The organism is Mesorhizobium sp. M0296, from assembly GCF_040321675.1.
Taxonomy (GTDB): Bacteria; Pseudomonadota; Alphaproteobacteria; order Rhizobiales; family Rhizobiaceae; genus Mesorhizobium.
In genome coordinates this window covers 79,910-94,395 of the sequence record NZ_JAMYRZ010000013.1, presented here as the reverse complement: position 1 = coordinate 94,395, position 14,486 = coordinate 79,910, and the positions used below count along the sequence as shown (strand labels likewise).

Below are 14,486 nucleotides of genomic sequence, written 5' to 3'. Positions count from 1 at the left end.
GGACCTCCTGCTCCCGGGCCTTCCTACAAAGCGCGACAAGTCCCCCGCATGAGAGTATATTGATCATGGTGCAGGTCGCGGTTTGCGTGGGCCAATCATGCAGAACGGCAGCACCGTAAAACGCGACCTTACCGGACCTGGTCTGGAGGAATGGTCATGGCAAGCTTTCACGTGATAGCAGGCGCCAGCGAGACGCTGGAACACACCAGAATTCGAAAAATCGGTGTCTCCGATCTTTTTGATGCGCTCAGGCGTGGCGTCGATGATTTCATGGTCAAACCGTCGCACATCGTTTTTCTCTGCCTGATCTATCCGATTGCGGGAGTCGTGCTTGCTGTCTGGACATCAGGTAACAACACGCTGCCATTGCTGTTTCCGCTTGTATCCGGCTTTGCACTGATTGGTCCGTTCGCGGCGATCGGCCTCTATGAGATCAGCCGGCGACGGGAAGCCGGGCTCGACGCCTCGTGGAGGCACGCCTTTGAGGTCAGGAGTTCTCCGGCACTGCCGGCTATTGCAGCGGTCGGCGTCATGCTGCTTGCGATCTTTATCGCCTGGCTTTTGACGGCCCAGATATTCTACCAGACCCTGTTCGGCCCGGCGCCGCCGCAATCGCTGTCCAGCTTCATCAGTGAAATATTCGCCACGGGACGCGGCTGGACGCTCATCATCCTGGGTCACGCCATCGGCTTCGTGTTCGCCGCGGTTGTGTTGTGCACCACTGTCGTCGCATTCCCGTTGTTGCTCGACCGCGATGTCGGCGCCTACGAAGCCATCCACACCTCGGTGCGCGTTGTCCTGGCCAACCCGATCGTGATGGCCGTGTGGGGCCTTATCGTCGCCGTCGCCCTGATCGTCGGCTCGCTGCCAGTGTTCGCCGGGTTGGCAGTCGTGCTGCCGATCCTTGGTCATGCGACCTGGCATGTCTATCGGAAAGTTGTGGAATCAACGCCGGCCACCAGACCGTGAGCTGAAAAAACCTGCCCTGCGCGCACCGGTGAAAGTGCCGGTGCGGGCAGGGTGGGGCAGAGCTTTCAATAGGCCGGGTGGCTGAAACGGGCCTGGCGCGCGTCCTTTGTCAGGTCGCGGAAATCCTTGCCGCTCACATGCACCAGCGTCCTATGGTCACCGCCCTCGAAATAGACTTCGGGAGCGTCGCCGAGGCTTTCATCGAGGACCACTGGCACATCATAGGCAGCGCCGATCGGCGGCACAGCGCCGACATCGCAATCGCCGAACAACGAGACCACCTCGTCTTCGGAGGCAAGTCCAAGAGGCTTGTCCATGACATCCTGCAATGTCGCGAGTTCTATCCTGTGCGTGCTTGGAACCACGGCGAGCGCGTAGCCACGGTCGTGGTGAACGACCACCGATTTGGCCATTATGCTGCCAGGCACATGTGCCGCAATGGCAGATTGTCTGCTTGTCGCCGTGCGGTGATGCTCGACGGTGTCGTAGGAAATTCCTTTCCTATCGATGAAGTCCTTCAGTCTGTTTGCGATGGTCATCTTGGGCGCCCCTTGCTGGTGTTCGCGACGCATGTGGAAACGCCGGCATCGCCTGTCGTTTCCGATACCAACAGAAATGGACCAGCCGTGGATTGTTTCAAGGCGAAGGCTCCAGGACCGGACGGCCTGGATCCGGATTGCATGTCAGGGCCCGGCCCCGAAAAACGCCATTCGGGTGAGAAGCGTGTAGTCCGCTTCGAAGACCATCATCGTCACGAACACCAGCACCAGCACCGGCGGCAGGATAATTGCATATGCCAGCGCCAGCCGTTCCCAGGCCATGTGCATGAAGATGGCGACGATCAGCCCTGCCTTGAGGATCATGAAGATCAGGATCAGCGACCATCTGAGATAGCCGTGGAGACCGAAATAGTCGACCAGATAGGAGCAGGTGCTGAGGATGAACAACCACGCCCAGACCACCAGATAGAGCTTGATCGGGTGCTCTTGATGAACCTCCGCCGGGGTAAACCCGGTCGTCGTCGCATCATGGGTATGGGCGCTGTCCAGCGCATGCTGTCCCAGGCCGTTTGCGGTTGCTTCAGCCATGTCCTGCCTCTCACCAAAGATAGAAAAATGCGAAAATGAACACCCAGACCAGGTCGACGAAATGCCAGTAAAGCCCCATGATTTCGACGTTCTCGTAGCGGCCCCTCCGGCTGGTGAAGAAGCCGGGCCGTCCGACGTCGTAGTCTCCGCGCCAGACCTTTCGCGCCACGATGATCAGGAAGATCACCCCGATCGTCACGTGCGTGCCGTGGAAGCCGGTAATCATGAAAAAGGATGCGCCGAACTGGGCAGCGCCCCAGGGATTGCCCCAAGGCCGCACGCCCTCGGTGATCAGCTTGGTCCATTCGAAGGCCTGCATGCCGACGAATGTCGCGCCGAGTGCTGCGGTCAAGAGCATCAGCACTGCCGTCTTGCGGCGGTCGCGGCGGTAGCCGAAATTGACCGCCATGGCCATCGTTCCGCTGCTCGAGATCAGCACGAAGGTCATGATGGCGATAAGGATCAGTGGAATGTCGGAGCCGCCGATGCGCAGGGCGAAGACCTCGCTCGGATTGGGCCACGGCACGCGTGTTGAGATACGCGCGGTCATGTAGGAGAGCAGGAAGCAGCCGAAGATGAACGTGTCGCTGAGCAGGAAGATCCACATCATGGCCTTGCCCCAGGACACGTTTTTGAACGCCCGCTGATCCGAGGACCAGTCGGCGGCGATGCCTTGCCAGCCTGCGGGCCGCGGCTCTGTTCGGCCGATGTGGGCCAGTGTCGTCTCTGCCATCCGCCCGTTCCTCCTAGGTCAGCAACCCTCGGCAAATGTCGATTAAAGTCGAAGCCCAGCCGGCCAGAAGCGCAAAGATGGCGAGCCAGACGAAAAGCAGGAAATGCCAGTACATGGCGCACAGCTCGACACTGAGGCGAAGCCGCTGCGGCTGCGCTCCGTTCCAGGCGCCGACGCTCGTTCTGCCCAGCCCGACCAGTCCTCCCAGTATATGCAGGCCATGCATTCCCGTTAGCAGGTAGAAGAAGCTGTTGGCCGGATTGGATGCCAGAAAATAGCCGTCCGCACTCAGTTCCCGCCATGCCACAAGCTGTCCAATCAGGAAGACGAGCGCCGTGAGTCCAGCGGTGGCGAGGCCAAGCCTGACCATGTCCACTTGACCCTTGCGCGCCGCGAACGAAGCGCACTGTATCGCAATGCTGCTCAAGACCAGTACGCCGGTGTTAAGCCAGAGCAGGGGCGGGATGGGCAGCGGCCGCCAATCCGACAGCGCCATGCGCATGAAGTAAGCACTGGTGAACAGCGCGAACAGGCAGCCGACGACGGCAAGGAAGACGCCGAGACCGATCTTTGCGGTCGGCAGCGCCGATCGGTCCAGAGCGACAAAATCCCCGATCATACCTTGCTCGAGCCACGGTTTCGTCATTAGCCGCTGATGGGAAAGCCACCACCCGGCAATACCGGCGATCACGAGCAGGAAGACCAGGATTACGCTCATGCCGGCTCCCTGGAGGGCGCGAAGGAGCCCGGAACGTTTTGCGGTATGAAGTCCTCCTTGGCTCCCGGTACGCTGTAGTCATAGGCCCAGCGATAGACGATCGGCAGATCCTTGCCGAAATTGCCGTGGGCGGGCGGTGTTTCGGGCGTCTGCCACTCGAGCGTCGTTGCCCGCCACGGATTGCCGCCAGCCTCACGGCCATGGCGGATGCTCCAGATGAGATTGAACAGAAACACAATCTGAGCAAAACCGACTATAAAAGCCATGATGCTGATAAACGAGTTCAGGTGGTGAGCCGATTCCGTCATGATCGTCATGTCGGTCAATTCGTTGTACCGCCGCGGCACGCCCATCAAGCCGAGATAGTGCATGGGAAAGAAGATCAGATAGGCGCCGAGGAAGGTGACCCAGAAATGGAACCGGCCCAGTGTCTCGTTCAGCATCCGGCCGGTGACCTTCGGATACCAGTGATAGATCGCGCCGAAGATTACGATGATCGGGGCAACCCCCATGACCATGTGGAAATGGGCGACGACGAACATCGTGTCCGACAGCGGAACGTCGACGACGACATTGCCGAGGAACAAGCCGGTCAACCCGCCATTGACGAAGGTGACGATGAAGGCCAGGGCAAAAAGCATCGGAATCGTGAGGTGGATGTCGCCGCGCCACAGCGTCAGCACCCAATTGTAGACCTTGATGGCTGTTGGGACGGCGATGATCAATGTCGTTGTGGCGAAGAAAAAGCCGAAATAGGGATGCATGCCACTGACATACATGTGGTGCGCCCAGACCACGAAGCTCAGCGCGCCGATGCCGACGATGGCCCAGACCATCATGCGGTAGCCGAAGATGTTCTTGCGCGCATGGGTGCTGATCAGGTCGGATACGATGCCGAAGGCCGGAAGCGCCACGATGTAGACCTCCGGATGGCCGAAGAACCAGAACAGATGCTGGAACAGGATCGGGCTGCCGCCGCCGTGCTGCAACTGTTCGCCCATCTCGACGATCGCCGGCATGAAGAAGCTGGTGCCGAGCGCCCGGTCGAGCAGCATCATCACGCAGGCGACGAACAGCGCCGGGAAGGCGAGCAGCGCCATGATGGTGGCGGTGAAAATACCCCAGACAGTAAGCGGAAGGCGCATCAGCGTCATGCCGCGCGTGCGCCCCTGCAGCACCGTCACGACATAGTTCAAGCCGCCCATGGTAAAGCCGACGATGAATAGGATCAGCGAGACAAGCATCAGGATGATGCCCCAGTCCTGGCCGCCTGGCGTACCGGTCATGATCGCCTGCGGCGGATAGAGCGTCCAGCCGGCACCCGTCGGTCCGCCGGGCGCAAAGAAGCTCGACACCAGGACCAGCACGGCAAGCAGATAGATCCAGTAGCTCAGCATGTTGACATAGGGAAAGACCATGTCGCGAGCACCAACCATCAACGGGATCAGATAGTTGCCGAAGCCGCCCAGGAAGAGTGCCGTGAGCAGGTAGATCACCATGATCATGCCGTGCATGGTGATGAACTGGTAGTAGGCTTCCGGGGTGATGAAGTCGAATGTGCCGGGGAAGCCGAGTTGCAGCCGCATCAGCCAGGATAGCACCAGCGCGACCATGCCGATCGCTGTCGCCGTCGCCGAATACTGGATGGCGATGACCTTGGCGTCCTGCGAGAAAACGTATTTCGTCCACCAGCTGTGCGGATGGTAGAGTTCCATTTCCGCGACTTCGGCCGGCGGTACCGCATCTGCAGGTGTGATATCGACCATAGGAACACCTCCGTGCCCTTTTCGGCCAGCCCGACAGTTCGGGCTTGCCACACTAATTTCAATCCCGACGGCGCGCCGTCGTTCCGGTTTCCTACTCTGCCGAGCCCATCTGCTGGGGGGCGGACAGCTGCGCAAAAGTCTGCTGCTGGCCAAGCCACGCCAGATAGTCTTCCTGAGTATCGACCATGACCACGCCATGCATCATCGGATGTCCCTGGCCGCAGAGTTCGGCACACAGGACCTGGAAGGTTCCGGTCTTGGTCGGAGTGAACCAGAAATAGGTGACCGAGCCCGGGATCATGTCCATCTTGGCGCGGAATTCCGGCACGTAGAAATCGTGCAGCACATCGATCGAGCGGAGCAGCATCTTGACCGGTTTGCCTACCGGGAGGTGCAGGTCGGCCGCTTCCACTACGACATCGTCCTGGCCGTTGGCATCGGTGGCGATGACGCCGAGTGGATTTTCAGCGTTGACGTCGCGAGTGTCGGATGTGCCGAGCTTGCCGTCCTTGCCGGGGAGGCGGAAACTCCATTGCCACTGCTGGCCGACGACTTCGACCTCGGTTGCGTCACTTGGAACGTTAACGAACCGGCTCCAGACGAACAGGCCTGGAACGAGCAAAGCGGTGACGCCAACCGCGGTGACGACCGTCAGCCAGGATTCGAGCCGCCTGTTCTCAGGTTCATATGCCGCCTGATTGCCTTCCCGATGACGGAAGCGGAAGACGCAATAGGCCATGAAAAGAACCACGGCGGCGAAGACGACACCGGTGATCCAGAAAGTTATGATGATGGTGTTGTCGATATAGTCCCAGTTCGAGGCAATCGGCGTCCACCACCATGGGCTCAGGAAGTGGAACAACACCGAGCCCACGACTATCAGAACGAGTACAAGCGCAACGGCCATGTCCCGGTTCCTCCCGGTATTCCAAGCGGCGCAAGCCGTCCCCGGGAAATACCAAGTGCATCATAACTTGATTTGCGATGAAAATTCTAGAGCCGGCTGTGGGAAGGGCAAAAATACCATTTCGGCGCTGGCGGTCCTTCGGTTCGGCGATGATCAGCGGCAGCGCGTGGCAAACATCGTCAGCGTCGAGTAACCGGCAAGGGCGGGCACGCCGAATGTGCCCGGCAGAGTCACCGGAACGGCGATCGTCGGGGATCGTCGCGCGCAGGTTCTGCAGGAACAGCAGCATGACGAAGAACGTCAGCACGATTGCTTCGAGCAGTGTCCGTTCACCTGCTCGACGCTCGACGAAGAGAGTGGAGCCACTTTATTGGCCGGCAGATGTCACCCGCCAAACTGTGTTGCCGACGTCGTCGGCGATGAGCAGGGCCCCGGTTTTGTCGACAGCCAGGCCGACAGGCCGGCCGCGCGCCTTGTTGTCCTTGTCCAGGAAGTCAGTCACCACGTCGGTAGCGACGCCGCTCGGACGGCCGCCGCTGAATGGTACGAACACTACCTTGTAACCATTAAAACGCGTGCGGTTCCAGCTGCCATGCTCGCCAACGAAGGCGCCGCCGCGATATGCCTCGGGAAGGCTGGTTGCCGTATAGAAGGCCAGTCCCAGAGGGGCGACGTGGGAACTCAGTGCATAATCCGGAACGATCGCTTTTGCGACCAGGTCCGGACGTTGGGGCATGACGCGGGGATCGAGATGCTGGCCGTAATAGCTGTATGGCCATCCGTAGAAGCCGCCATCCTTTACCGAGGTCAGATAATCCGGCACGAGATTGGGGCCGAGCTCGTCGCGCTCATTGATCACTGCCCAGAGCGCCCCGGTCTGCGGCTCCCAGCTCAGGCCGTTTGGATTGCGCAAACCGCTGGCGAAAATGCGCGACCGGCCGGTGGCCCTGTCTACCTGCCAGATGGCGGCGCGGTTCTTCTCCGCCTCGATGCCGTTTTCGGCGACGTTGCTGTTCGAGCCGATGCCGACATAGAGCAGCGAGCCGTCGGGGCTTGCCACCAGGCTCTTCGTCCAATGGTGGTCGATCGGGCCGCCGGGCAGGGCGGTTAGCGGCGTCCCGGGCGCGGTGATCTTTGTGTCACCGGTGTTGTAGGGATAGCGGACGATGGATTCGGTATTGGCGACGTAGAGATCGCTTCCCACCAGCGCCACGCCAAAGGGGGAGCTCAGGTGGTCGAGGAATACGCTGGTCAGCTCCGGCTTGCCATCGCCATCGGTGTCGCGCAGCAGCGTAATGCGGTTGCTTGGGCCGCTGTCGCCGCCCGAGGTAACCCAGGATTCGATCCAGCCCATCACCAAATCCTTGGGCCGTTTGATCGGTTCGCCACCCGGCGCCTTGGACTCGACCACCAGGACGTCGCCGTTGGGCAGCACGTAAAGCGACCGCGGATGCTGCAAGCCGTGGGCATAAGCCTGGATCTGCAGCCCCTGCGCGACGGTCGGCTTTTCGTCGTTCTTCCATCCGACCACGGAAGCGAGGTGCATGGGCGGGAAGAAATATTGGATCGGCTCCGGCAGGTTTGGATTCGGCCCTATCTGACTGCTGGGATCCGGGTCGTTGCCGCTGCACGCTGCAAGAGTGATCGCCGCAGTGCAAACGAGGACGGACACCGCGATGCGCCTGGTCTGACCGATGGAGCTTGCTATGCGCATCAATCCGCCACTCCGACGTGATGCCGGTACACCATGGACCAGCCCAGCCAACCAGTGAAGATGAGGATGAGCACGACAACCGCCGAGAGGATCAAGCCGGTAGGAACGATGGAGGTCCATGCATCGCGGGAGTGCACGAGCATGTTGATGATGGATAACGCCAGCGCCAGAAGATTGCCGAGCACGTGCGGCCAGGCGGGGGGCTGTGCCCTTATCAGCGGATTGGCCAGGAAATCGATCAGCCCCGCGATCGCTGCTAGGCAGCCCATGATCACGCCGACGGTAACCAGCCAAGCGGAGAAGTCAGCCCACATCATCTCCGCTGTTCGCCAATAGGCTAGATCCGTCAGCAGGGTGCCGGCGAAGCAGGCGATCGGAAATGGCACGAGCATCGGATGAATAGGATGTCCCGCAATCCTGGCCGTCGAACGCGGATTGTGACCGACCATAATGCGCCATCCTTCCTATTCTCGTCCAAACAAACGCCGCCTGCCCGGCCTCCGGCGGCTGTTGCCGAGAGACCGGCAGACGACCGATAGATCCGTCAGGCCCAAAAAAGGGCGCTGGCTGGCTGCGCCTGTTAGGCGGCGGACTGGGTCGGCGGGTTCTGATACATCATCCAGAGCTCGATCGCCGCCAGCACGGCGACCAGAATGCCGATCACGACATGCACGGTCATCGCCGTGGTCGCCTGGAATCCAAGCACCCAGGGCGATGCGAGAACCCACAGTCCGACGACCAGGTTCACCCACTCTTCCCACACGGCAAATGCTGCGAGGGCGGCAACCGAAAGCACGACAATCAAGATTCCGCTGCCGAGGGCGTTCTGCGTCTGCGGGCCTGCCGCAAAGGTGAAGATCCAGGGGGAGAAGAACAGAATTGCCCCAAGGATCAGGTTGGCTACGTCACAGAGCCTGGCGTTTGTCCACTGGTTCATGGCATCCTCCATAGGGAGCGTTTATGGCTCCCGAGTTCGGCAAGGTGGTGCCTGAGTTCGGCGAGATGCGCCCGAAGCCGCTCACTCCGTGTCACGGTAGTGCCCTGCCCGGCTGGAATTCCGCATCTGGCGGTACTCCAGCCAAATCCGGCTATCTAACTGAATTCCGGGCTTTATGTTCCATTCGGCACCGGCACGCCTGGATCACTTGGTGGTGATCGAGCGATCCAAAGCTGCCTGTCAGGGGGCGGCGGGGCGGCGGCGCGTAGCTCATTCTGTCTTTTTATCGAGCCGGTGAAACATTTCTCATGGATCGCAGTTCTTGGATGCAGAGGAGTTGAATAAGGGCAACCTGATTGCACGGGAGGAGCACGGACGGCACAACTATAAATACGCTCTGCATAGAATACTTCGCAACTGGAAGCTCTCGCTTGTCTTGGTTGCCGCCGAAGCTTGTTTGAAAGACGGCGGTCGCCGCCGAAAAGATTTCTAAATGAAAATAGCCCAGATCGCACCGCTAACCGAATCCGTGCCGCCCCGAACCTACGGTGGAACGGAGCGAATTGTTTCGTATCTGACCGAAGAACTTGTCCGACAGGGCCACGAGGTGACGCTGTTCGCCAGCGCCGATTCTCGTACCTCAGCCGAGCTGGTGCGGTGTTGCGACGTCGCGCTGCGCCTGAACCCCAGGGTCCAGGACGGTGGTCCGCACCATGTTATGATGCTTGAACGGGTGCGCCGGCGAGCCGATGAATTCGACGTTTTACATTTCCACGTCGATGTCCTGCACTTCCCCATAATTCGGGATTTTGCCAGACGAACGGTTACCACGCTTCACGGCAGGCTCGACCTGCCCGATCTGGCGCAGCTTTATGCGATGTTCGACGACGTTCCCCTGGTCTCGATCTCCTTCGACCAGCGCCGGCCCATGCCGCCCGTCAATTGGGTTGGAACCGTGCATCACGGCCTGCCCCGCGATCTTCTGCCATTCCACCCGAACACCTCTGGCTATCTTGCGTTTCTCGGTCGCATCTCGCCGGAAAAGGGGCCGGAAGCGGCCATAGAAATAGCAGCGCGGGCCGGGTTTCCCCTGAAGATCGCCGCCAAGATCGACAAGGTGGACCAGTCGTTCTGGAAGGAAAGGGTCGAGCCGCAAGTGCTGCGGCATTCGAACGTGGAGTTCATTGGCGAGATCGATGAGCGGCAAAAGGCGGATTTTCTGGGCAATGCGATAGCGCTTTTGTTTCCGATCGACTGGCCGGAACCCTTCGGGCTCGTAACGATCGAAGCAATGGCCTGCGGTACGCCGGTGGTTGCGTTCCGGCGTGGCGCCGTCCCGGAGATCATCGATGACGGTGTGTCCGGATGGATCGTGGATACGGTGGAGGAAGCCGTGGGCGCGCTCCGGCGCATAGACAGCCTCGATCGCGCACGAGTGCGGCAGACGTTCGAGAAGCGGTTCACGGTCGAGCGCATGTGCAGCGATTATGTGGCACTCTACCGAGCACTCACGAGCGGCACGGCAGACGCAGTTGCCCCCACAAACGAGCTCTCCAGAAATATCGCGATGGTGACTGTGCCGGGCTGAGGAACCGACTAATCCACATACAGACCACGACGGCGGAGTCCGGGAGCGCCTGCGGGGTCTTGTCGCCGGGCGCGGCGATCGCGCCAGAAGCCTTTGATCAGCAGCAAGCCTTCCCGGGGCTGATGCTTTCGCGAGCGGCGGCGCACTGCCGCCCGGTCCGGATTGACGCGCGCTACTTTCGCTGCAAAGGTGCTTTAACGACTTGTTTACCATGCGTCAGTCAGGGGTGGGGGGAATTTGGAACGCTTTCTGGGCGCGAACCGCCTTAATTGGGATGATCGGGCCGAACTGCACTCGACCGACACAACGGGCAGCTACCACATCGAGAATGTGCTGGCCGGCGGATCCAATCTCTATGAGCTGGAAACACGCGAGCTCGGCGATATCGCCGGCAAGGATATCGTCCACCTGCAGTGTCACATCGGTCTTGACACGATCAGCCTGAAGAATCTCGGCGCAGGCAGCGTGACCGGGCTCGACTTTTCACCGACGGCGATCGTGGCGGCGCGGGATTTTGCTGCGAAGGCAGGCACCGACGTGCGCTTCGTGGAAGCGCCACTGTTCGAGGCGGTGGAAGCGCTCGGCCGGACCTTTGATATCGCTTACGTTACTTGGGGTTCGGTAAACTGGCTGGACGACGTGTTCCGTTGGGCGCGGGTGGTTGCCGATCTTCTACGACCCGGCGGCCGCCTCTACATGGCCGAGGGCCATCCATTGATGTTTCAGTGCGATCGAAAGGCCGCGGTCCTGGAATTGAAGCACGACTGGCGAACGCCGATAGCTCGGCCGCTCGCCTGGAACGAGGAACTGACCTACACCGGCGATGATCGCATCTTGAAGCATCCTCGCTATTATGAATGGATCCACCCGATCAGTGACGTGGTGAATGCGCTGATTTCAGCTGGTCTGACGCTCGATTTTCTCAATGAGCATGACACGGTTTCGTGGCAGCACTTTTCATTTGCCGTGCGGGCCGGCAAGGATATGTACGGCCTACCCGAGAACTCTCCCAAGATACCGATGGCCTATTCCATTGGCGCGACGAAGCGCAGCGTCGGCAAGATACCATACCTTGTGTCTCCCAAGGCGATTGAGGGGCACTAGTCCAAGGTCAATGCTCTGACGTACTCGGGTCGGAGCGTCGAAATGTGCAATGGCGCTCGTGCGCCTCGATCTTCCGAGCAAGGCTGATCTAGCTGGCGTTTCATGTTGGTCCGCATCGTGCAGCCCGCCTTCAGCATCGCTGTCGGTATCGCAGCCGGCGTCAGCCGTCGGAAAATGAAATTTCTCAGGAGTATGAAGGTCAAATTAAACATTGAAAGCTAATGTTCCTCATCGGGTCGACCCCGAGAACCTGAAAATGGCACTTGAGGAATCGCCTATTGGCTTTTTTCCGCGCTAGGTTCAACGGCATCAAGGAGGCCGTCTTTTCGTCGGCAAATATTCCGGCGGCGATCGCGTTTGTCGTGATCCTTGTCAGCGCAGCGTTCGCGGAGCACCAGAACAAAATCGTCTCGGACCAGGCCGTCCGTGCGGACGTGCTGACCAAGGTCAATCTCATTCGCGCCAAGCTCGAAGGCAATATCAATGGAAACCTCCAGCTCGTGCGTGGACTGGTCGCCGCGGTCGTGACCGAGCCCTATATGGGACAGCAACGCTTCGCCTCGCTGGCGAGCAATCTGTTTGGCGCCGACTCGCAATTGAACGATATTGCCGGCGCGCCCGATCTGGTCGTTTCCCTTATGTATCCAATGGAGGGTAACGAGCAGGCGATGGGTCTGGACTACCGCAAGAACGAGCGGCAGCGTGCGGCTGCGCTAAGGGCGCGAGACGAACGCAAGCTGGTGCTTGCCGGTCCCGTCGACCTGAAACAGGGAGGACAAGGCTTCATCGGCCGCTTTCCGGTCTTCGTGCCGAGCGCTGGCAATACGGAAAGGTTCTGGGGTATCATTTCCGCCGTTGTCGACGTGCAGCGCCTTTACAAAGCGAGCGGCCTGCTTGACGACGATCTCGGGATCGACGTAGCGCTGATCGGCAGGGATGCCCTCGGTCACCGAGGTGGTCAATTCTACGGCAATGAGGAGATCAGCAAAAGCGATCCGGTGACGGCTGACGTTTTGCTTCCTTCCGGCTCGTGGCAGCTCGCGGCCATTCCCAAAAACGGCTGGCCTTCGACGCCAAGCAACGCATGGTTGTTGCGCGCGATCATGGCGACGGCCGGAGCCTTGGTTGTGTTCCCTTTCCTGGTCACAGGCCGCCTGATTGGCGAAAGACAGCGCAATTATGCGGAATTGCGTCGATTGTCACGACGCTTGGAACTCGCTCTGGAAGCTTCGGCTATTGGGGTTTGGGAACACGATCTCGCGACCAACGAGCTTACGTGGGATGATCGCGTCAACGAAATATATGGCAAACCAACCGGCGAGCACCGGGGCTACCCAGACTGGGCGGGAGCAATCCACCCAGATGATTTGGCTGGCGCCAACGCGGACTTCGACAGGGCGGTGGCCAGCGGACGACCATATTTGTCGGAGTACCGAATTGTGCGTCAGGATGGCGAGATCCGTCATGTCCGGTCCAAGGCGATCCTTTACCGGGTCGCAAACGACACCCCAAAAATGATCGGCGCGGAATGGGACGTGACTGCCGACGTCCTGCTGAACAAGGATCTGGTTCGTGCAAAACAGCTGTCCGAGTCGAAAAATGCAGAACTCGAGTCGGCCAAAGCGCGCATAGAGCACATCGCGCTTCATGATTCGCTGACCGGCTTGCCCAACCGGCGTTACCTCGACCAGGTACTGGAACATTACGCGGCAAACGCCAGGCGCTCAGGCGGGCACGCGGCACTGCTTCACATAGATCTGGATCGGTTCAAGCACATCAACGATACGCTGGGCCACGCCGCCGGTGACGCGATGTTGGTTCACGCGTCAACCGTGCTCAGGTCGAAGGTCGGCGACGAGGGATTCGTCGCCCGTATCGGGGGAGACGAATTCATCGTTCTGTGCGTGGTGCGCGACGATACCAAGCAACTGGCGCTGCTCGCCGACCGCATCATCAGCCAGATGCGCGAACCCGTCTACTATCAGGGTCATCGATGCCGTTTTGGTGTCAGCGTGGGAATCGCTGTCGATAACGCAAAAGATGTCGAAGCCAAACACCTGCTGGTGAACGCCGATATCGCGCTTTACCGAGCAAAGGGGCGGGGCCGCAATCGATACGAATTCTTCACCGACGCGATGCAAAGCGAAATCGTCGATACTAAGCGGATTGCCGACGAAATTCTCGGCGGCCTCGAGCGCAACGAGTTCATCCCCTTCTACCAGCCCCAATTTGACGCAAAGACGCTCGAAATCGTTGGGGTTGAGGCGCTGGCGAGGTGGAAACATCCAATAAAGGGTATTTTGGCGCCCGACATCTTCCTGAGGATTGCAGAAGAACTGAACGTCGTCTCGATCATCGACCAAGCCATATTGAAACAATCGCTTTCGGATTTCGAAGAGTGGTCCGCTGCAAAACTTCACATTCCGCGGGTGTCGGTCAATGTCTCGGCCAGGCGCCTTCAAGACGAGGAGCTCATCAAGAGCCTGCGAGAACAAAATATCAAGAAAGGAACAGTTTCGTTCGAGCTTGTTGAGTCGATTTTCCTGGACGAGAACGACGACCTTGTCACCTGGAATATCGAGCAGATAAAAGAGCTGGGGATTGACGTCGAAATAGACGATTTTGGTACCGGCTACGCTTCGATGGTCAGTTTGCTGAAGTTGCAGCCGCGCCGGCTGAAGATTGATCGGCAGCTGGTCACCCCAATCGTCAAATCTCCGCAGAGAAGGCAGGTTGTCTCGTCGATCATTGAAATCGGCAAGTCGCTGGGTATCGAGGTCGTGGCGGAAGGCGTTGAGACGATGCAGCATGCACGGCTACTCAAGGGCCTGGGCTGCGACATATTGCAGGGTTATGCCTTCGGCCACGCGTTCGACTCCGAGGGACTTAAGACCTTTGTCCGATCGCGGCGCCTGCGCACGGCCAGCTGAGCCTCGGCGCCAGAGTTTTATCGAGCCGACCG

Annotated in this window: 13 protein-coding genes and 1 pseudogene; 4 read left to right on the top strand and 10 right to left on the bottom strand. The window is 59.7% G+C overall.

Going from position 1 to position 14,486, the window contains the following annotated elements; genetic code table 11:
• Positions 1–156 precede the first annotated feature (156 nt).
• The gene (locus tag NKI97_RS15140) at positions 157–969 is read left to right on the top strand and encodes a DUF2189 domain-containing protein (RefSeq protein ID WP_352746058.1); all 813 of its coding nucleotides are present in this window, start codon (positions 157–159) and stop codon (positions 967–969) included.
• Between the two features lie 65 nt (positions 970–1,034).
• On the opposite strand, the gene NKI97_RS15135 is transcribed toward NKI97_RS15140, so the two are convergent.
• From NKI97_RS15135 to NKI97_RS15090, 10 genes and pseudogenes are all read right to left on the bottom strand, one after another.
• On the bottom strand, positions 1,035–1,508 hold the full coding sequence (locus NKI97_RS15135; protein WP_023678905.1) for an aminoacyl-tRNA deacylase: 474 nt from the start codon (positions 1,506–1,508) through the stop codon (positions 1,035–1,037).
• A gap of 144 nt (positions 1,509–1,652) precedes the next feature.
• On the bottom strand, positions 1,653–2,057 hold the full coding sequence (locus NKI97_RS15130; protein WP_352451370.1) for a cytochrome C oxidase subunit IV family protein: 405 nt from the start codon (positions 2,055–2,057) through the stop codon (positions 1,653–1,655).
• 10 nt (positions 2,058–2,067) lie between these two features.
• Positions 2,068–2,790 (bottom strand): heme-copper oxidase subunit III family protein, encoded by a 723-nt coding sequence (locus NKI97_RS15125; RefSeq protein ID WP_023678903.1) that lies wholly within the window; start codon positions 2,788–2,790, stop codon positions 2,068–2,070.
• Between the two features lie 13 nt (positions 2,791–2,803).
• On the bottom strand, positions 2,804–3,508 hold the full coding sequence (locus NKI97_RS15120) for a cytochrome c oxidase subunit 3 (protein WP_352451369.1): 705 nt from the start codon (positions 3,506–3,508) through the stop codon (positions 2,804–2,806).
• On the bottom strand, positions 3,505–5,274 hold the full coding sequence (ctaD, locus tag NKI97_RS15115) for a cytochrome c oxidase subunit I (protein ID WP_023678901.1): 1,770 nt from the start codon (positions 5,272–5,274) through the stop codon (positions 3,505–3,507). The genes NKI97_RS15120 and ctaD overlap by 4 nt, the downstream gene beginning before the upstream one ends.
• 91 nt (positions 5,275–5,365) lie before the next feature.
• Positions 5,366–6,181: a cytochrome c oxidase subunit II gene (gene coxB / locus NKI97_RS15110; protein ID WP_254818347.1), complete on the bottom strand. Its 816-nt coding sequence runs from the start codon at positions 6,179–6,181 to the stop codon at positions 5,366–5,368.
• Positions 6,182–6,349: 168 nt separating this feature from the next.
• A pseudogene (locus NKI97_RS15105) lies at positions 6,350–6,506 on the bottom strand (efflux RND transporter permease subunit); the annotation flags it as partial.
• Positions 6,507–6,548: 42 nt separating this feature from the next.
• Complete coding sequence (locus tag NKI97_RS15100) at positions 6,549–7,895, bottom strand: PQQ-dependent sugar dehydrogenase (RefSeq protein WP_352451368.1); 1,347 nt, start codon at positions 7,893–7,895, stop codon at positions 6,549–6,551.
• Positions 7,895–8,344, bottom strand: coding sequence for a DUF2231 domain-containing protein (locus tag NKI97_RS15095; protein WP_352451367.1), 450 nt, complete (start codon positions 8,342–8,344; stop codon positions 7,895–7,897). The genes NKI97_RS15100 and NKI97_RS15095 overlap by 1 nt, the downstream gene beginning before the upstream one ends.
• A gap of 131 nt (positions 8,345–8,475) precedes the next feature.
• Positions 8,476–8,832 carry an SPW repeat protein gene (locus NKI97_RS15090; RefSeq protein ID WP_352451366.1) on the bottom strand — a complete coding sequence of 119 codons (357 nt, stop codon included), beginning with the start codon at positions 8,830–8,832 and terminating at the stop codon, positions 8,476–8,478.
• A 493-nt stretch (positions 8,833–9,325) separates the two neighbouring features.
• On the opposite strand from NKI97_RS15090, the gene NKI97_RS15085 reads away from it, so the two are divergent.
• The 3 genes from NKI97_RS15085 (at position 9,326) to NKI97_RS15075 (ending at position 14,454) form a co-directional block, all read left to right on the top strand.
• Positions 9,326–10,420, top strand: coding sequence for a glycosyltransferase family 4 protein (locus tag NKI97_RS15085; RefSeq protein WP_352746065.1), 1,095 nt, complete (start codon positions 9,326–9,328; stop codon positions 10,418–10,420).
• A gap of 237 nt (positions 10,421–10,657) precedes the next feature.
• Positions 10,658–11,524 (top strand): class I SAM-dependent methyltransferase, encoded by an 867-nt coding sequence (locus NKI97_RS15080; RefSeq protein WP_352834951.1) that lies wholly within the window; start codon positions 10,658–10,660, stop codon positions 11,522–11,524.
• A gap of 350 nt (positions 11,525–11,874) precedes the next feature.
• Positions 11,875–14,454, top strand: coding sequence for a bifunctional diguanylate cyclase/phosphodiesterase (locus tag NKI97_RS15075; protein ID WP_352744828.1), 2,580 nt, complete (start codon positions 11,875–11,877; stop codon positions 14,452–14,454).
• Positions 14,455–14,486: the final 32 nt, after the last annotated feature.